This window comes from Catellatospora aurea (assembly GCF_042663325.1).
Classification (GTDB): domain Bacteria; phylum Actinomycetota; class Actinomycetes; order Mycobacteriales; family Micromonosporaceae; genus Catellatospora; species Catellatospora aurea.
Map to the genome: position 1 here is coordinate 92318 of NZ_JBHTAC010000015.1, position 16646 is coordinate 108963.

Below are 16646 nucleotides of genomic sequence, written 5' to 3' on the forward strand. Positions count from 1 at the left end.
CCGTTTCCTGACAGGGACGGCTGTGAAGCAGCTCACACGGGGATCAGAACGCGGTGAACAGGGGTTTCCCGTGCTCGGTGGCGGCCCAGCGCGCGGTCGCGCGGGCGAGCTTGTCGGGGTTGACCTGGTTGCGGGACGCGGCGATGCCCTCGGCGGTGACCTCCAGGCACATGATGCCGACGACCCGGCCGTCCACCACGGCCACCACGGCGGGGTCGCCGTTGGCGGTCGTCGCGAAGATCTCCGGTGCGCCGCCGATGATGGCGCGCTTGGCCTCGGCGGGCCGGAACAGGCCCCACAGGAACTTCGCGACCGCGACCGCGCCCTCGAACGCCCTGGCGCGGGCCGGGACCTTGCCGCCGCCGTCGCCGATCGCGATGGCGTCGGCGGTGAGCAGCCGCACCAGCGGCTCCGTGCGGCCGCTGGTGGCGGCGGCCAGGAACTCCTCGACGATGCGCCGGGCCGTGGCGTCGTCGATCTCGGTGCGGGCCTTGCCGTCGGCGACGTGCTTCTTCGCGCGGTGGAAGATCTGCTGGCTGGCGGCCTCGCTGAGGTCGAGGATCTCGGCGATCTCCCGGTGCGGGTAGTCGAACGCCTCGCGCAGCACGTACACGGCGCGCTCGTTGGGGGACAGGCGCTCCATCAGGGTGAGGACGGCGTAGGAGACCGATTCACGCTGCTCGGCGGTGTCGGCCGGGCCGAGCATCGGGTCGCCGGCGAGCAGTGGCTCGGGCAGCCACTGGCCGACGTACGTCTCGCGGCGCGCCCGTGCGGAGGTGAGCTGGTTGAGGCACAGGTTGGTGAGGACCTTGGTCAGCCAGGCCTCGGGGACCTCGATGCGCTCGACGTCGGTGGCCTGCCAGCGCAGGTACGTCTCCTGCACGGCGTCCTCGGCCTCCGCGGACGAGCCGAGCAGGCGGTAGGCGACGGCCTCCAGGCGCGGCCTGGCGGCTTCGAACCGGTCGACGTCCAGCGCGGTCAGCGGCATGGCCCGATACTAACCAGCCGCCGGTGATCGACTCCGCGCCGCGGGCGCGGGTCAGAGCCAGCCGTGCCGGGCCGCGTGGTAGGCCAGGCCGGGGCGGGTGTCGACGCCGGCGAGGCTCATCAGCCGGTCGAGTCGGCGTTGGACGGTGCGGCGGCTGACCCCGAGCTGGGAGGCGATGGCCTTGTCGGGCAGGCCGCCGATCATCAGGGACAGCACGTACAGGTCGGAGTCGTCGGGGCCGTCGGCGGCCGCCGCGCCGGAGGGGTGGATCGGGGTGGCCATGGCCCAGTACGCGTCGAACAGCGCGACGACGGCGGTCAGCAGCTCGCTCTGGCCGATCACGGCGGCGGTGGGTTCGCCACCGCCGGTCTCGCGGACCAGCGGGCAGATCGCGATGGCCCGGTCGGCGATGGCGATCCGGATCGGCAGGCTGGGCAGGGTGCGGGCCTGCTGCCCGAGGCGCATCGCGGCCTGCGCGTTGTCGAGCACGCCGGGCGACTGCAGGAACTCGCGGTCGTAGATCACCTGATAGCGCACGCCGCGGCGCAGGGCGTCCAGTTCCGCGGTGTTCTCGCCGCTGGGCAGCGCCACGGGGTTGGACCGGCAGAACCAGAGCATCTCCTGGCGGGCGCCGTCCTGCAGCTGGCGCAGCCGCTCCCGCAGCGCCGCGCCGCCGACGACCACCTCCACGAGATGGTCGGCCTCCAGGCGGCGCACGCCCGCGCGGTACTCGTCGTTCAGGTCGGCGACCAGCTGCCGGGCCCGCTCCAGCGCCTCGTACCGGCGCAGCAGGTGGTTGCCGAGGGCGACGTCGGGGGGCAGGGGGCGGAACACCGCCTGCTCACCGGGCTGGATCGCGGCCAGGCCCCGTGCCTGCAGCGCCTGCAGCACCCGGGCGGCCTCGGTGTGCGACAGCGTGGTGATCGCGGCGAGGTCGTCGGGCCGGGCCCGGTCGAGTTTCACCAGCAGGCGGTACGCGTGCTCCTCCAGCGCGGGCAGCATCTCCGGCTCGTCGGGCATGCGGTACCTCCGATGTGCGGATCTTGCGAGTGATCACCGGTACTGACCGCCGCGAGCGGCCCGCGGTTCCCTGCATGCGATCCGGACTTCGGGGTGTTCCGGGACCGGGCGGCCGCGCAGGCATGGAAAGCGGCGTGGGCGGGCAATACCGGGATGTGTGGTTGACGACGGGAGGCCGGCCATGACCGGGCGTAAGGAAGACATGCCCTCATCGGTGTCCGGCAAGGACATGTCGATGTTCGACCGCTTCGCGGAGGCGGCCAGCAACTTCGCGTCGAAGGCGTGGTTCTTCGCGCTGTGTGTGCTGCTGATCCTGGTCTGGGCACCGTCGATCGTGTTCATCGGCACGGTCGACACCTGGCAGTTGATCATCAACACGGCCACCACCATCGTCACGTTCCTGATGGTGGCGCTGCTGCAGAACAGCCAGACCCGAGCCAACGAGGCCGTGCAGCACAAACTGAACGCGATCGCCGACGGGCTGGCCGACCTGATGGAGGCGCAGAGCCAGGGCGGCGACCAGCTGACCCAGGACATGGTCGAGCTGCGCGACGCCGTCGGTCTGGAGCACCGGGAGGGCACCCGCTGACCCGCTCAGGAACGGTCGCGGCGGGTCCAGTCCAGCAGCCGGTCCAGCGGCCAGGTGTTGACGACCCGGTCCACCGGCACGCCGCAGCGGGCGGCACGTTCGCAGCCGAAGCGCAGCCAGTCCAGCTGGACGCTGTAGTGGGCGTCGGAGTCGATGGCGAACAGGCAGCCCGCCTCGACGGCGAGCCGCAGCAGCCGCTTGGGCGGGTCGAGCCGGTCCGGCCGGGAGTTGACCTCCACGGCGACCCCGCGGTCCGCGCACGCGGCGAACACGGCCTCGGCGTCGAACGTGCTCTCCGGCCGGGTCTCGACGGCGGCGTCGCCGCCCGCGCGCCGCAGCACCCGGCCGGTGCAGTGGCCCAGGATGTCGGTGTGCGGGTCGGCGACCGCCGCCAGCATCCGCGGCGTCATCACCTCGGTCGGGGCGCGCAGCTTGCTGTGCACGCTGGCCACGACCACGTCGAGCCTGCCCAGCAGCTCGTCGGTCTGGTCGAGCGAGCCGTCGTCGAGGATGTCCACCTCGATGCCGGACAGCAGGCGGAAGCCGTCGCCGTAGCCGGCGTTGAGCCGCTCGACCACGGCCAGCTGCTCCTCCAGCCGCTGCGCGGTCAGCCCGCGGGCCACCGTGAGGCGGGGGGAGTGGTCGGTGAGCACCAGGTACTCCCGGCCCAGGGCGCGGGCAGCGTCGGCCATCGCCTCGATCGGCTCCGCGCCGTCGGACCAGTCGGAGTGGCTGTGGCAGTCGCCGCGCAGCGCGCGGTGCAGCTCCTCGGTGGCCTCGTCGAGCGGCCGGTCGGCGGTGGCCAGCAGCCGGCGCAGGTAGACCGGTTCCTCTCCGGCCAGCGACTCCGCCACGCAGCGGGCGGTGACCTCGCCCAGGCCGGGCAGCTTGGCCAGGGTGCCCCGGTCGGCCCGGTCGGCCAGGTCGGCGGGGTCGGTGACGGCGACGGTCTGCGCGGCCCGGCGGAACGCCCGGATGCGGTAGCCCGCCTCGCCGGCGCGCTCCAGCTCCACGGCGATGGCCAGCAGGTCGGCGGCGGGATCGCGGCTCACCCCGAAGTTGTACCCCGGCGTATCGGTCATGTCACATCCGGCCGGCCCGCTGAGCGTACCCAATCAAGATCATGGATTGCTCTTCGCCCTGGTCGTGGCTAACATTGCTGATCCTCGCTGCCCCGGCGGGGCAGGCCGCACCGGCGCGGCCCCGCGCACCCCGAATGAGGTAGACGTGACCGCAGGCCTGGCCCCCGTGATCGCCGCCACCACCCACTGGCTGACCCGGGCCTACCCGTCCGACGGCGGGCCGGCGCAGGCTGCCCGCGTGCTGGCGCAGGCCCGGCAGGCGGCCACGGTCGCGGCGTGGCTGCGCTACCCCACGGAGCTGGACGCAGGGCTGCTGGCGATGCTCGGGCCGGGCGGCTCCGGCGGGCTGGACCGCGTCATGCGCGCCGACGAGCACGAGGAGCCCTCCGCCGCCGACCGGATCTGGCGGGGCTGGGTCGACGAGGTCGTCGCGAGCTGGGCGGCGTGCCTGCTGTCGGACCCGCGGCTGGCCGCCGACGCGGTCGCCGCGACCGCCGACTGCGAGCACGCCCAGGTCGTCGACCGTGACTTCGGCCGCCTCACCGCGCCCGACGCCGTCGACGGCCGCGCCGTCGCCCTGCTGCGTCACCCGGACCTGGTCGCCGCCGTGGCGAACATGCACCGCGCGCACCTGATCGAGCGCCTGCGCCTGGACCCGGTCGAGGTCGGCTGAGCCCTGGCGCGGGGCATGGGCCGATCATTTCCTGGGTACCAGCCCGGACATGGCGACGAGCACCGAGCAGGGCGCCCAGCGGTATGTGCCCGACCAGGCGGCGACGATCGGCGAGCTGCGCGAGGCCGCGAACGGCTGCCGGGGCTGCCACCTCTACCGCGCAGCCACGCAGACCGTCTTCGGGGCGGGCCCCGCGCATGCCGCGGTGGTGCTGATCGGCGAGCAGCCCGGCGACGTCGAGGACCGCCGCGGCGCGCCGTTCGCCGGCCCGGCCGGCAAACTGCTGGACCGGGCGGTCGAGCAGGCAGGGCTGGACCGGGCGGACGCCTACGTGACCAACGTGGTCAAGCACTTCAAGTTCAAGTCCACCGACACCGGCAAGCGGCGCATCCATCAGAACCCCAACCGGGCCGAGATGACCGCCTGCATGCCGTGGTTGGCCGCCGAGCTGTGCCTGCTGCGCCCGCGGGTGCTGGTGGCGCTCGGCGGCACGGCGCTGAAAGCGCTGCTCGGGCCATCGGCGACCGTGTCCGGATCCCGTGGTGTGCTCATGCCCTGGCCGGATGCGGCGTACCAGCCCGAACTGTTCCCGGACGACGGCGGGGCGCGGCTGCTGGCCACCATCCACCCGTCGGCGGTGCTGCGCGCCGTGGACCGCGACGCCCTGTATGAGGGCCTGGTGGCGGACCTGCGCCTGGCCGTGGCGGCGCTGCGCCCCTGAGCTGGGCCGGTTTGACATGTTTCACCCTTGGGTACGCGGAATGTCGGGTGGTACCGGTCGAACAACGACGATCGACCAGTCGCCCCAACCGGAGTCCTGCCCCATCCCGGGCCGGCCGGTCAGACGAGGGAGAAAGAGATGGCCACGCTGCTGTGGATTCTCGCGGTCGTGCTGGTGATCGCGGGCATCTTCGCCCTGCTGCGCAGGGAGATCCTCTGGGGGATCGTGTTGATCGTCGTCGGTCTGCTCGTGGGTCCCGGAGGCGTCAGCATCTTCACCTGAGCTGACATTCCGCCCACGGTGTCGCATGGAGGGCCTAACCTCTGCCGGCATGGGAGTCGCTGAACCGATCGAGAACGCGCCGTTCGGCGCGCGTGCCCGGCAACGGGCGGCGCACCGGGCGGCGCTCGATCACGTGCTGGCCCTCGTCGCCGCCGCACCGTGCGCGGACCGGCTGGTGCTGCGCGGCAGCATGACCATGCTGGCCTGGGTGGGGGAGCGGGCGCGCGAACCGGGCGACCTGGACTGGGTCGTCCGCCCCCTGGCCTGGGTGCCGGTGGACCCCGCCTTCCCCTTTCCGTACGTGGACAAGCTCGACCGGGTGCGCACGTGGCCGGAGGCCGCGCACGGCGCGGCCGGGGACGAGATGTGGGACCCCGACGACTTCGACACCGGCGGGATCCGTGCGGTGCTGCCATCCGAGGGGCTGCGCTGGATGCCGCCGCTGGACCGGATGGAACTGGACCGTCCGCACGAGGACGTCCTGGAACTGGTGCACCGGCAGCCGCAGGCCGAAGGCGGCGTGCGGTTCGACGCCGACCGGGCCGAGATCGACCACGACTGGGCGTACGCGTACGACGGCGAGGAGGACGGGGCGGCCGGCACCCGTCTGCTGCTGCCCTGGCGGGTCGACGAGGCGGTGCACGGGCTGCTGCAGCTCGACTTCTCCTACGACGAGCGCCTGCTGGAGCCGCCGGTGCTCACCGCGATCCCCCGGTCCGGGGGCGGCCCGCCGACCGCGGTGTGGACGGCGGGCCCGGAGCTGTCGCTGGCCTGGAAGCTGCACTGGCTGCACCATGACCAGGCGGCTGACGGCACGGCCGCGGGCAAGGACCTGTACGACGCGGTGCTGCTCGCCGAACGCGACGGCACCCGCCTGACCGGCCGCCTGCGGCGCGAGCTGTCGCGACGGGTGTCCGATCCGGACGCCTACCACCCGGACCGGGTGCGGTCCTGGCGCGTCGACTGGCCAGGCGACCTCGGCGGACCGTCGGCCGGCCCGTGGCTCGAACGGCTGATCGCCGCCCTGCCACCGGTCCTCGGTCCGTGACGGTGCGGCCGAGGGCCCGGTTTCGCCGCGCGTGCCGGCGGCTCAGTCGACCGCGTAGGCGCGCAGCTGTGCCATGACCTCCGGGGCGGGCCAGTCGCCGACCTGGTAGCGGGTCGGCGCGAGCAGCGGCTCGGGGGTCAGCTCGACGAGCCGGGCCACGTCGCGCCAGGGCACCCGGCCCCAGCTCTCGCCGTCGCGGACGAAGGAGACGAAGTCCGCCTCGGGCAGCAGGGTGGTGATGCCGTCGGTCCAGGTGGTGACGGTGATCGCCGGCTCGTCGGGCCGTGCCGCGGCGATGAGCGACGCCACGAACACGTCGATGCCGTGCTCGGCGTACTGCGTCGACAGCCAGCGGGTCTGCGCGCCGTACTCGGTGTGGGCGAGCACGACCTGGGCGCGCTGGGCGGGCACGTGGTCCGGGTGGCCCGGCGGCGGGGCGTACGGCGCGACGCGGCCGCGCTCGTCGGCGACGTAGCCGACCGGCGACACCCCGCGCGTCGCCTCGTTGAACTCGCTCTCCACCAGGGAGAACAGGCCGGGCATGCCGCCTTCGCCGACCGGGCACAGCAGGACCGTGTTGACGTCGGGCACGAACGCGACCACCTGCGCGTCCATCGCGTGGCTGATCCCGGCCAGCCAGCCAGGGGCCAGCAGCAGCGAGGTGAAGTAGGCGTCGCCGGTGTCGACCATGCGGATCAGCGCGCCGGCGTCGGGCCAGTCGCGGCTCAGCGAACGTTCGGCCAGGCGCTGCAGGTTCTCGCGGGCGGCGGTGAAGACCTCGTCGGCGGTGACCTCCCACTCGTCGAGCCGGGCCGGGGTCACGTACGCCATGGACTCGGGGCGGTCGACGACCACCAGTTCCCGCAGGTGCGGCAGGGCGGCGCGGGACAGCGGCGGGACCATGCCCATCGGCCCGCCCTGCCCGAAGGTCTCCGCGCGCAGCACCGGCCGCAGCCGGTGGCGCACCTCCTGCCAGGTCTCGTCGTCGTGCGGGGTCATGATGATGCGCACGAGCTGCGTGATCCGGTCCCGGCGGGCGGCCGCCCCGGCGCCCTCGCTCTCCGCGAAGACGTTCGACAGGTAGATCCACACCGGGGTGGTGGCGCCGTCACGCCAGGCGGCGATCGCGAACTTGCCCGCGTCGTACGCGACCCGCCGGACCCCGGGGGCCTGCCGGGCGATCCGGAGCGCCTCGGCCGCGAACCTGTCCCGGGGCGATCCGAAGAACCTTCCCAGCAATCCCATGGCGGCCAACGTAGTGGATGCCCGTCGGCCGCGTGGGCCCGGTCAGGCCGGTTCGGCGGGCCTGCGGGCGATCCGGTCGATGCGCGGGTCGGGCACGACCCACATGACCACGACGGCGACGAAGCAGCCCAGCGCGAGCCATACCCCGGCCGGACCGGGGATGAGCAGCGCGCTGAGGATGCCGGCGACGTCGAGCACCAGCGACGCCTTGCCCTTGCGGTCGCGGCCGACGGCCTGGCGCAGCGCCGAGTCCGGCCCCTGGTGCCGGATGATCACGTTCTGCAGCACGACGTACGCCAGCGCCGAGGCGAGCAGGTTCACCCCGTAGAGGACGACCGGCGTGCGGGCGAAGCCCGACTCGTCGACCCAGGCCGTCGTGAACGGGAACAGCGACAGGCAGAACAGCAGCGCCAGGTTCGCCCACAGCACCCCGCCGTTGACCCGCTCCACGAGGTGGAACATGTGGTGGTGGCTGTTCCAGTAGATGCCGATGTAGACGAAGCTGAGCAGATAGGTCAGCAACCCGGTGCCCGTCATGCCGAGCAGGTCCGACAGCTCGTGGCCTTCCGGCACCCGCAGTTCCAGCACCATGATCGTGATGACGATGGCGAGCACGCCGTCACTGAACGCCTCTACCCGACTGGTCTTCACCGCACTACCGCCCCTTCTTCGTCGCGCTGCCCTTGGGAGGGGGCGGGGTCCGAGGAGACAACCAGGACCCCACCCCCGGCTCTGGTCAGACCGCCTCGACGGCCTCGATGATCGACGCGGCCACGGCGTCGGGCTGCGAGACGCTGATCGCGTGGGACGCGCCCGGCACCTCGCGGACGCTCTTTGCGCCGGCCCGGTTCGCCTGGAACCGCTGCAGCTGCGCCGGGATGCACAGGTCGGCGTCGCCGATGACGAACCACGACGGGATCGACGCCCACGCCGGAGCGGCCGCGGTCAGCCCTGTGGTCAGGGCGAGTTCGGTGACCGGGCGCTGGGTCGCGTGCATCACGGCGGCCCGCTCGGCCGGCACGTCGGCGGCGAACTGCTGGTGGAACACGTCGCGCCGGATGGCGAGCTCGTTGCCGCCGGTCGACACCGGGTAGCCGGTCAGCGCCTGGCCCAGGGTGCTGCCGGGGAAGCGGCCCGACAGCTCGATCGCGGACTCGCCGTGGTCGGGCGCGAACGCGCAGACGTAGACCAGGCCGGCGACCTTGTCGCTGCCGGCCGCGGCCTCGGTGATGACCATGCCGCCGTACGAGTGGCCGACGAGCACCACGGGTCCGCTGATCGCGGCGATCACGTCGCGTACGTAGGCGGCGTCGCCCTGCAGGCTGCGCAGCGGGTTGCCGACCGCCACGACGTCGATCGACCTTTCCTGCAGCCGCTGCACGACCCCGGACCAGCTCGCGGATTCGGCGAAGGCACCGTGTACGAGGACGACGGTCGGCTTCTGGTCGGTCATGGTGTTCTCCGTTTCGTAAGGTTTGCCCTGCTCAACCAGCTAAGACAGGGCAGCCTCACGACATGTGACCGTCCGTGACGGCCGTCACACGCTCCGTGCTGCGGCTAGGCCGCCTTCCACGATCGCGACCGCGAGCCGAAGTGCCGCCTCGCGGGTCACTGCCTCGACCGGTCCGGTGACCAGGGCGAACAACGCTCCGCCGTACATCACGAGCATCGGTGGGATCGCGGCCGGCGGGATGTCCAGGCCGAGGTCGACGTGGTGGCCGCTGGTGAACGAGGCCATCGCCGCCATCAGTTCGTCGAGCGCCGCTGCCAAGGAGGGCCGCCGCAGGCTCTCCAGGCGCAGTTCGAAGATCGCCAGGTACCGAGCCCGGTGCGGGCCTGCCGCCAGCAGCAGCGAACCGGCGATGAGGTCGACCGCCCGCTGCACGCCGTCGCCTGAGGCCGGGCCGGGCTCGGCTCTCGCGGCGTCGGCCATGTCGGCCTGGTGGCGCTCGACGACGCGTCCGGCGGTCGCCACGAGCAGGGCCTCGCGGCTGCGGAAGTAGTTCGACGCCGTCCCGGCGGGCAGACCCGCGCGCCGGTCGACGGCCCGATGGGTGACGCCGTGGACACCCGACTCCACGAGCAGGTCGATCGCCGCGTCGGTCAGCTGCGCCCGGCGCTGTTCGTTGGGTGGCGGCACCCGTGCAGTGTATGGCACCATCCGTTGTACAACGTACGTAGTGAATGGGAGTGTCGCGGTGAAGGTGTTGATCGCGGGAGGCGGCGTCGGCGGGCTGGCCCTCGCCCGGGGACTCGCCGGGTCCGGGCACGAGGTCCGCGTGTTCGAACAAGCCCCTGAGCTGCGCACCGGCGGAGCAGCCGTCACGATCTTCAGCAACGGGGCGGCCGCGCTCGCCGGGCTCGGCGCGCCGCTGGCCGGGTTCGGCGGGCGGCTCGACCGGCTGCGGTTCGACATCGCCGACGGCCGGACCGTGGTCACCGCCGACCTGACGGTGCCGGCCCGCCGGATCGGCTTCCCGGTGACGTCGGTGCCCCGCGACCGCCTGGTCAGGCATCTCGCGCAGGGTGTGCCGGTGGAGTTCTCGCGCGAGATCGTCGACGTTGAGGTCCACCCTGGCGGCGTGGTGGCGATCGACGCCACCGGCGGCCGCCACGAGGCCGACGTCGTGGCGGGCGCGGACGGGCACCGCTCCGCCGTACGCCGCGCGGTCCTCGACCCGGCACCGGCCGCCGAGAACGAGTGGACCACCTGGCAGGGCCTGACCCCGGTGCTGCCCGAGCTGGTGGACGGCACCACCGGCGTCTGTGTCGTCGGTGATGCCGGCCTCGTCGGGCTGCTGCCGTCCGGCGACGGGCTGCTCATGTGGTGGTTCGACGTGCACCGGCCGCTGGGCGACTCGCCCGCCGCCGAGCTGGCCGCGCGCTTCGCCGGATACGGCCCGCTCGTGCAGGGGCTGCTGCGGCAGATCCGGGACCAGGACCTGGAGTCGTTCCGGCACGTCACCCATCGCATCCCCGACCAGTGGGGACGCGGCGGGGCGACGCTGCTCGGCGACGCCGCGCACGCCTTCCCGCCCACCCAGGCGCAGGGCGCCAACCAGGCCCTCGAAGACGCCTGGCTGCTCAGCCGCGCGCTGCGGGGCGACACCGCCGACCTGCCCGGCGCGCTGCGGCGCTACGAGGCGCTGCGCGCCCGCCGGGTGCGCAAGGTCTCCCGGCGCGCCGCGAGCGAGCAGACCAACAAGCCACTGCCCCCGCTGGTACGCACGCTGACCAGGCTGATGCCGCCGACCCTCATCGGCAGGGCGTACGCCGCGCAGCTGCGCGGCATCAGCAGCGTCCTCAACGACGAGACCGCCTGACGGCTTAAGGGGCGGGTTCAGGGTTAGTGCCGATGCGGGTGGTCCGGCAGCGCGCTTAGCGTGGCGGACATCGGCCGACGTCGTCCGTCCAATGTCACCTCAGGGGTGGGGCAGCCATGCGCGCGATCGAGCACACCGCCTACGGAACCCCCGACGTGCTGCGCCTGACCGAGGTCGAGCCGCCCGTGCCCGGCGAGCGCGACGTCCTGATCAGGATCGTCGCGACGACCGTCACCGCGGCCGAGGCCGCGATGCGGCGCGGCGAGCCCCGCTGGGGCCGGGTCGTCCTCGGGTTCACCCGGCCGCGCCGCCGGATGCGCCGCCTCGGCATGGAACTGGCCGGCGAGGTGACCGCGGTCGGCGCGGGCGTGACCCGTTTCCGGCCCGGCGACCGGGTCTACGGCTTCACCGGCTTCGGGCTCGGCGCGTACGCCGAGTACAAGTGTTTGCCGGAGGACGGGTCGCTCGCGCTCATGCCCGCGAACGTGACCTTCGAGCAGGCCGCCGCCGCGGTCGACGGGGCCACCACCGCGCTGTTCTTCCTGCGCGACCAGGCCAAGGTGCGACCGGGCCGGCGGGTGCTGATCGTCGGCGCGTCCGGCAGCGTCGGCACGTACGCGGTCCAGCTCGCCAAGCACCTCGGCGCGCACGTCACCGCCGTCTGCGGCACCCGCAACACGGGCCTGGTCGCCGAGCTCGGCGCGGACCACGTCATCGACTACACGAAGGACGACTTCACCGCGAACGGCGAGCGCTACGACGTCGTCTTCGACACGATCGCGGGCAGCTCGTTCCGCGCCTGCCGGGCTTCGCTCACGCCCCGGGGCTGCTACGTGCCGACGACCGGGCTGCGCAACGTCCCGCTGGTCTGGCTGACCGCGCTGACCAGGGGCCGGCGTGTCGTCGGCGGCATGTCGGTGAACAAGGCCGAGCTGCTGGTCTACCTGCGCGACCTCATCGAGCGGGGCCGGCTGCGCATCGTCGTCGACCGGACCTACCCGCTGGAGCGGGTCGCCGAGGCGCACCGCTACGTCGACACCGGCCACAAGACCGGCAACGTCGTCATCACCGTCGGTTGATCAGTATTACGGAGTACAGTAATCGTATGAACCGAGAACAGGTCGACCGCACCTCGATCAGCCTGCCCGTGGACCTGGCCGAGTACGCGCGTGCCAAGGGCAACGGCAACACCTCGGCGTACCTGGCGAGCCTGATCGAGAAGGACCGGCGCCTCGACCGGATCAAGGCGATGCTCGCCGAGCACGGATACACCGGCGACCGGGCGATCACCGACGCCGGCGTGGCGGCGATGCGCGACCGGCTGCACCGGGTGCGCCGCGAGCGGGCCGGCCGCCGTCCGCAGGCCGCGTGAACATCACCGTCGTGCTGGACGCCTCCGCGCTGCGCGCCTACGCCCGGCTGGAGAGCGTGTCCGTCGGGGAGTTGCTGCAGACCGTCGCCGAGGACGGCGATCTGGCCGGGATACCGGTTCTCGCGCTCGTCGACCTGTGGCCCGACCTCGGCAAGGAGGAGCAGAACCTGCTCACGGACCTGATCGGACGCGCGGACAGCCCGGTGCAGGTGCTGCCGATGCACACGGACCTCGTGCCCGCCGTCGCCGCCGCGGCCCGCACCCTCGGCCACGGCCCGGCCCAGGCGGTCGCGGCCGTCCAGGACCTCGGCGCGACCCTCGCCACGTTCCACCCCGACCGCTACGCAGACGTCCTCGACCCGTACGACGTGCTCGAACTTTCGTAGCCTCCGCTCAGCCGGCGGCGAGGGCGGCGATCGCCTCGATGGAGATGAGCAGATTACGCGGCAGGCGGACGTTGGCCGGCGCTGAGCGGGCCGGTGGCGGGTCCGGCATGAACCGTTCGTAGACGGCGTTGATGGCGGCGAAGTCTGCCACGTTCACGTAGAAGATGGTCGTCTTGACGACGGTCGCCAGCGATGCTCCGGCGGCCGTCAGGATCGCGTCGAGGTTGCGCAGCGCCAGCTCGGTCTGCTCCTCGATGCCATCGGGCGCGACACCGGTGGCAGGGTCGATACCCGCGGTGCCCGAGCAGAACACGAACCCGTTGGCGACGATCGCCTGACTGTAGGGCCCGATCGCCGGCGGCGCGTCGCCGGTCGAGACTGCGTGCCGGATCATCGTCGAACCTCCATGGACGTGGGCGAAGGGTCTTCATCGTCGGCCGAAACATGGACGCCCATCGTCACACCGGCGTCTATCGGACAGTTCGTGGCGGCTCGCGCACCTACGGTCCACCCGCCCCCTGGTGGCGCGGCCGCGTGCGCTGCCACGTGCTCGAACTGCCTCGCAACGGGAGCAGTCCCGACAGCCGAGTGGAAACTGTCGGGCGGCGACGGTAATTTCACCGCGCCGCCGAAGCCGACCTTGGCCGGTGGAAACACCGTTCAAGGAGGTGCAGGCAGGGTGAATGCTGCCCGGAAACCGTGGGAGGAGCGCAGCGCCGCGCGCGTGGTCGCGCCCGCGCGGTCGCGCAAACTCGCCAAGGTGCCGTTCGTGGAGCTGGCCGACGGCCGGCTGCAGGGAGTGGTGTCCAGCGGCTCGGACATCGAGCGGGTGTACGTGTCCTCGCTGACCGCCGCGAACCACTCGTTCCACTGCAGCACCAACAACAACCGCCCGTGCGGCGGCATCCGCCGCGGCGGCTGCAACCACCTGCGTGCCCTGGCCGACGAGGCCGTGCTGCAGTACGGCGTCGAACGCGTCGCCCGGTACGTGCGCGCCGACGTCGCCGAGGACGCCACCACGGGCGCGGCGGTGCTGGCCGCGGTCGACCCGTGGCACGAGCCGTCGGCGGGCGCGCCGGTGTTCAGCCGCTTCCTGCGGCACCTGGCCTACCTGGAGCTGGCCGCCACCACCGAGCCGCTGCCCGAGCTGCACTGGTTCCCGGCCGGCGGGGCGGTGCGCTGATGCGGTTCGACCTGCTGGCGGCTCCGGTCGACGGGGTGTCCGAGGCGTACGAGGTGGTGGCCGGGTTCGACGGCGCGCTGGTGGGCGGGCTGCTGCGGCCGGGCGTGGAGCAGATCGCGGCGCTGCGCGCGCTCGCCGAGGCGGTGGCGGGCACGCCGCTGGCCGGACGCGTCGCCGAGGCGGTGGAGAAGACCATCGCCGGTTCGATCTCCGACGAGCACCTGGTGGCACTGGTGGCGGCGCGCTCGGCGCTGCTCGGCGCGTCCCACGACGCGCTGCTGGCACGGCTGGACGAGGCGGCCGGGCGCGGCCGCGAACCGTGGCCCGCCACCGCGCCGGGCACCCTGGCCGGAGCCGACAACCTGCTGGCCGCGGCCCGGTCCTGGCTGTCCGATCTGGCCATCGCGGGCTGGCGCGGCATCGACCACGACCTCGTGGCGCACGCCGACCAGGCGGTGCAGGCGCTGCTCGCCGAACCGCGGCTGCGGCGGCTCGGCGCGCTGCTCGACGGGTTCGCCGGGGAGCTGCGGGCCAACGCGCCGGGCGCGACGATGCCGCGGGTGCCGGTGCGCCGCTGGGCCGACCTGTGGGCCCGCGCGGTGCTGCTGGCCCAGCCGGGCGCGCTCGCCGCGACCGAGCCGGGCACAGTGTCGGGGCGGCTGCTGCCGCTCGGGATCGAACTGCACGAGCACCCGACCGCGGTGCAGGCACAGGTGCACGCGGTGCTGGAGACCGCGGACGGGCCGCGCCTGGTCCGCGCGAGCGTCTCCACCCCGAAGGTGGACACACTCGTCGGGTCGGGCGTGTGGCAGCTGCTGCGCGGCCACAGCGCGCTGCTGGCGGCGGTCACCGAGCAGCGCGCCATGGACCTGACGGACATGCCGGTCACCGCGGGGGGCGACCTGATCTGGTCCGACGAGAACGCGAAGGCGGGAGCGCCCGCCGAGCCGTTCGCCGCCGCGCGGGTGCAGCTCGCGGCGGCGTGCGCCGCGCCGGTCCCGCCGCTGGAGCGGCACCCGGTGCGGATCGCCGAGCCGGTGCTGCTAGAGGGGTACACGGTAGAGTCGCACGACGACGGCGTCACGCTCACCCTGCCCGGCCTGACCGTCGAGGTGGACATCGAGCGGATGCACGGCGCCGGGCCGCTGACGCCCGCGCTGGTCGCCGCGTCGACCGCGTGCATCGGGCTGCTGCGCTGGGACGGGCACTGGACGATCCAGCCCTTGGCGGTCGAGGCGCAGGTCAAACGTAAGCCAGTCGCCGTGCACGCGGGCGCGTGGGCGGGCGGGGCCGCCGACGCCGTCGGAGCCAAGGCCGAGGCGGCCGCCGCCGACGCGGTCAAGGTGTTGCGTGAGCGGGCCGGAAGGTTGCTGCGCAAATGACCGTGGACGCGGACTTCAACCGCCGCCAGGTCATCTACTGGCGGCTCATCGCCCGGCTGTTCAGCCGTGAAGAGCAGGGCACCCTGGAAGCGGCCAGCCTGGCCGTGACCGAGGACATCGGCCTGCCCGCCGCGCTGCTCGACCCGTCGGTGTCGATCGACAACATCGTGCAGCGCTTCCCCGACCTGGCCGCCGAGTTCGACGGCTTGATGACGCCCGAGAACCTTCCCACGGAAGGGGACCGGGACACGGCCGCCGAGGTGCGCCGGGCCGCGCTCGCGGCGAAGCTGCTGCTCAACGTGTTCGACACCGGGTCGGGTGCGGTGTCGGCGACGCAGCTGGCGCGCTGGCAGTCCGATGCCGGCTGGCTGGAGAAGGCGCTGGGCGAGGAGCCGGGCAGCCTGCGCCGGCAGGGCGGCGGCGGGGCGATGGGCGGCGGCGGCGGGCAGGGCATGGGCGGCACGCTCGGCGAGCTGGAAGGCGACCTGGTGAGCCGGATGAAGCTGCGCGAGGTGCTGGCCGATCCGAAGCTCGCCGCGCAGCTCACCCCGAGCATGTCGCTGATCGAGCAGCTGCTGCGCGACAAGTCGAACCTGTCCGGGGTCGCGCTGGCCAACGCGAAGGCGCTGATCCGGCGGTTCGTCGAGGAGGTCGCGGCGGTGCTGCGCACCCAGGTGGAGCGCACCGCGGTCGGCAAGATCGACCGGAGCGTGCCGCCGAAGCGGGTGTTCCGCAACCTCGACCTGGACCGCACCATCTGGAAGAACCTGACCAACTGGAGCCCGGACGACCAGAAGCTGTACGTCGACCGGCTCTTCTACCGGCACACCGCCGCCAAGACCACGCCGTCCCGGCTGATCGTGGTGGTGGACCAGTCCGGTTCGATGGTCGACTCGATGGTGAACTGCACCATCCTCGCCTCGATCTTCGCCGGGCTGCCGAAGGTGGACGTGCACCTGATCGCGTACGACACCAGGGCCATCGATCTGACGCCGTGGGTGCACGACCCGTTCGAGGTGCTGCTGCGCACCAACCTCGGTGGCGGCAACGACGGGCCGATCGCGATGGCGATGGCCCGCCCGAAGATCGCCGAACCGGCCAACACCGCGATGGTGTGGATCTCGGACTTCTACGAGTTCGACCGCTCCCAGCCGCTGTACGACAGCATCGTCGCCGTGCAGCGCTCCGGGGTGCGGTTCATCCCGGTCGGCTCGGTGACCAGCTCCGGGCAGAACATCGTCAACCCGTGGTTCCGCCAGCGCTTCAAGGACCTCGGCACGCCGGTCGTGTCCGGCCACATCCGCAAGCTCGTCTTCGAACTCAAGAACTTCCTGGCTTAGGAGATCCGACCC

20 protein-coding genes are annotated in these 16646 nt (G+C 72.9%); 12 read left to right on the forward strand and 8 right to left on the reverse strand.

From position 1 onward, the window contains the following. Positions 1-43 precede the first annotated feature (43 nt). Together ACFQO7_RS17085 and ACFQO7_RS17090 are read right to left on the reverse strand one after the other, a co-directional pair. Positions 44-988: an RNA polymerase sigma-70 factor gene (locus ACFQO7_RS17085; protein WP_376807249.1), complete on the reverse strand. Its 945-nt coding sequence runs from the start codon at positions 986-988 to the stop codon at positions 44-46. Positions 989-1039: 51 nt separating this feature from the next. Next, complete coding sequence (locus tag ACFQO7_RS17090) at positions 1040-2008, reverse strand: helix-turn-helix domain-containing protein (RefSeq protein ID WP_376807250.1); 969 nt, start codon at positions 2006-2008, stop codon at positions 1040-1042. Between the two features lie 181 nt (positions 2009-2189). Between ACFQO7_RS17090 and ACFQO7_RS17095 the strand changes: the two genes are divergently transcribed. Further along, a complete protein-coding gene (locus ACFQO7_RS17095; RefSeq protein ID WP_376807251.1) occupies positions 2190-2597 on the forward strand; it encodes a low affinity iron permease family protein in 408 nt (135 codons plus the stop codon). A gap of 5 nt (positions 2598-2602) precedes the next feature. Here ACFQO7_RS17095 and ACFQO7_RS17100 read toward each other — a convergent pair whose 3' ends face one another. Further along, complete coding sequence (locus ACFQO7_RS17100; RefSeq protein ID WP_376807252.1) at positions 2603-3679, reverse strand: PHP domain-containing protein; 1077 nt, start codon at positions 3677-3679, stop codon at positions 2603-2605. Between the two features lie 145 nt (positions 3680-3824). On the opposite strand from ACFQO7_RS17100, the gene ACFQO7_RS17105 reads away from it, so the two are divergent. The 4 genes from ACFQO7_RS17105 (at position 3825) to ACFQO7_RS17120 (ending at position 6403) form a co-directional block, all read left to right on the forward strand. Then, the gene (locus ACFQO7_RS17105) at positions 3825-4352 is read left to right on the forward strand and encodes a hypothetical protein (protein WP_376807253.1); all 528 of its coding nucleotides are present in this window, start codon (positions 3825-3827) and stop codon (positions 4350-4352) included. Positions 4353-4401: 49 nt separating this feature from the next. Continuing rightward, positions 4402-5073 carry a UdgX family uracil-DNA binding protein gene (locus ACFQO7_RS17110; RefSeq protein WP_376807254.1) on the forward strand — a complete coding sequence of 224 codons (672 nt, stop codon included), beginning with the start codon at positions 4402-4404 and terminating at the stop codon, positions 5071-5073. A 138-nt stretch (positions 5074-5211) separates the two neighbouring features. Then, a complete protein-coding gene (locus ACFQO7_RS17115) occupies positions 5212-5355 on the forward strand; it encodes a GPGG-motif small membrane protein (RefSeq protein ID WP_203688747.1) in 144 nt (47 codons plus the stop codon). A 49-nt stretch (positions 5356-5404) separates the two neighbouring features. Further along, positions 5405-6403: a nucleotidyl transferase AbiEii/AbiGii toxin family protein gene (locus tag ACFQO7_RS17120; RefSeq protein WP_376807255.1), complete on the forward strand. Its 999-nt coding sequence runs from the start codon at positions 5405-5407 to the stop codon at positions 6401-6403. A gap of 42 nt (positions 6404-6445) precedes the next feature. On the opposite strand, the gene ACFQO7_RS17125 is transcribed toward ACFQO7_RS17120, so the two are convergent. From ACFQO7_RS17125 to ACFQO7_RS17140, 4 genes are all read right to left on the reverse strand, one after another. Continuing rightward, positions 6446-7648, reverse strand: coding sequence for a hypothetical protein (locus tag ACFQO7_RS17125; RefSeq protein WP_376807256.1), 1203 nt, complete (start codon positions 7646-7648; stop codon positions 6446-6448). A gap of 42 nt (positions 7649-7690) precedes the next feature. After that, positions 7691-8299, reverse strand: a complete 609-nt coding sequence (locus tag ACFQO7_RS17130) for a TMEM175 family protein (RefSeq protein WP_376807257.1) — start codon at positions 8297-8299, stop codon at positions 7691-7693. Between the two features lie 85 nt (positions 8300-8384). Continuing rightward, complete coding sequence (locus tag ACFQO7_RS17135) at positions 8385-9101, reverse strand: alpha/beta fold hydrolase (protein ID WP_376807258.1); 717 nt, start codon at positions 9099-9101, stop codon at positions 8385-8387. 84 nt (positions 9102-9185) lie between these two features. Further along, positions 9186-9788, reverse strand: a complete 603-nt coding sequence (locus ACFQO7_RS17140; protein WP_376807259.1) for a TetR/AcrR family transcriptional regulator — start codon at positions 9786-9788, stop codon at positions 9186-9188. Between the two features lie 58 nt (positions 9789-9846). On the opposite strand from ACFQO7_RS17140, the gene ACFQO7_RS17145 reads away from it, so the two are divergent. From ACFQO7_RS17145 to ACFQO7_RS17160, 4 genes are all read left to right on the forward strand, one after another. Continuing rightward, positions 9847-10971 (forward strand): FAD-dependent oxidoreductase, encoded by a 1125-nt coding sequence (locus ACFQO7_RS17145; RefSeq protein WP_376807260.1) that lies wholly within the window; start codon positions 9847-9849, stop codon positions 10969-10971. Between the two features lie 116 nt (positions 10972-11087). Continuing rightward, the gene (locus ACFQO7_RS17150; protein WP_376807261.1) at positions 11088-12050 is read left to right on the forward strand and encodes an NAD(P)-dependent alcohol dehydrogenase; all 963 of its coding nucleotides are present in this window, start codon (positions 11088-11090) and stop codon (positions 12048-12050) included. 26 nt (positions 12051-12076) lie between these two features. Next, positions 12077-12343, forward strand: a complete 267-nt coding sequence (locus ACFQO7_RS17155; protein WP_376807262.1) for a hypothetical protein — start codon at positions 12077-12079, stop codon at positions 12341-12343. Further along, positions 12340-12729, forward strand: coding sequence for a hypothetical protein (locus tag ACFQO7_RS17160; RefSeq protein WP_376807263.1), 390 nt, complete (start codon positions 12340-12342; stop codon positions 12727-12729). Before ACFQO7_RS17155 ends, ACFQO7_RS17160 begins: the two co-directional genes overlap by 4 nt. A 7-nt stretch (positions 12730-12736) precedes the next feature. On the opposite strand, the gene ACFQO7_RS17165 is transcribed toward ACFQO7_RS17160, so the two are convergent. Then, positions 12737-13123, reverse strand: a complete 387-nt coding sequence (locus ACFQO7_RS17165) for a Rid family detoxifying hydrolase (RefSeq protein ID WP_376807264.1) — start codon at positions 13121-13123, stop codon at positions 12737-12739. A 285-nt stretch (positions 13124-13408) separates the two neighbouring features. Between ACFQO7_RS17165 and ACFQO7_RS17170 the strand changes: the two genes are divergently transcribed. From ACFQO7_RS17170 to ACFQO7_RS17180, 3 genes are read left to right on the forward strand one after another with little or no spacing between them, the layout of a single operon-like run. Further along, positions 13409-13912 (forward strand): hypothetical protein, encoded by a 504-nt coding sequence (locus ACFQO7_RS17170; protein ID WP_376807265.1) that lies wholly within the window; start codon positions 13409-13411, stop codon positions 13910-13912. After that, positions 13912-15294, forward strand: coding sequence for a hypothetical protein (locus ACFQO7_RS17175; RefSeq protein WP_376807266.1), 1383 nt, complete (start codon positions 13912-13914; stop codon positions 15292-15294). The genes ACFQO7_RS17170 and ACFQO7_RS17175 overlap by 1 nt, the downstream gene beginning before the upstream one ends. Beyond that, positions 15291-16634, forward strand: a complete 1344-nt coding sequence (locus ACFQO7_RS17180; protein WP_376807267.1) for a VWA domain-containing protein — start codon at positions 15291-15293, stop codon at positions 16632-16634. Before ACFQO7_RS17175 ends, ACFQO7_RS17180 begins: the two co-directional genes overlap by 4 nt. The last annotated feature ends 12 nt before the right edge of the window (positions 16635-16646 follow it).

Excerpts from the sequence above, each read along its gene's own strand:
- ACFQO7_RS17085 (WP_376807249.1), bottom strand. The coding sequence starts at position 988 with ATGCCGCTGACCGCGCTGGACGTCGACCGGTTCGAAGCCGCCAGGCCG.
- ACFQO7_RS17090 (WP_376807250.1), bottom strand. The coding sequence starts at position 2,008 with ATGCCCGACGAGCCGGAGATGCTGCCCGCGCTGGAGGAGCACGCGTAC.
- ACFQO7_RS17095 (WP_376807251.1), top strand. The coding sequence starts at position 2,190 with ATGACCGGGCGTAAGGAAGACATGCCCTCATCGGTGTCCGGCAAGGAC.
- ACFQO7_RS17100 (WP_376807252.1), bottom strand. The coding sequence starts at position 3,679 with ATGACCGATACGCCGGGGTACAACTTCGGGGTGAGCCGCGATCCCGCC.
- ACFQO7_RS17110 (WP_376807254.1), top strand. The coding sequence starts at position 4,402 with ATGGCGACGAGCACCGAGCAGGGCGCCCAGCGGTATGTGCCCGACCAG.
- ACFQO7_RS17115 (WP_203688747.1), top strand. The coding sequence starts at position 5,212 with ATGGCCACGCTGCTGTGGATTCTCGCGGTCGTGCTGGTGATCGCGGGC.
- ACFQO7_RS17120 (WP_376807255.1), top strand. The coding sequence starts at position 5,405 with ATGGGAGTCGCTGAACCGATCGAGAACGCGCCGTTCGGCGCGCGTGCC.
- ACFQO7_RS17125 (WP_376807256.1), bottom strand. The coding sequence starts at position 7,648 with ATGGGATTGCTGGGAAGGTTCTTCGGATCGCCCCGGGACAGGTTCGCG.
- ACFQO7_RS17135 (WP_376807258.1), bottom strand. The coding sequence starts at position 9,101 with ATGACCGACCAGAAGCCGACCGTCGTCCTCGTACACGGTGCCTTCGCC.
- ACFQO7_RS17150 (WP_376807261.1), top strand. The coding sequence starts at position 11,088 with ATGCGCGCGATCGAGCACACCGCCTACGGAACCCCCGACGTGCTGCGC.
- ACFQO7_RS17155 (WP_376807262.1), top strand. The coding sequence starts at position 12,077 with ATGAACCGAGAACAGGTCGACCGCACCTCGATCAGCCTGCCCGTGGAC.
- ACFQO7_RS17165 (WP_376807264.1), bottom strand. The coding sequence starts at position 13,123 with ATGATCCGGCACGCAGTCTCGACCGGCGACGCGCCGCCGGCGATCGGG.
- ACFQO7_RS17175 (WP_376807266.1), top strand. The coding sequence starts at position 13,912 with ATGCGGTTCGACCTGCTGGCGGCTCCGGTCGACGGGGTGTCCGAGGCG.
- ACFQO7_RS17180 (WP_376807267.1), top strand. The coding sequence starts at position 15,291 with ATGACCGTGGACGCGGACTTCAACCGCCGCCAGGTCATCTACTGGCGG.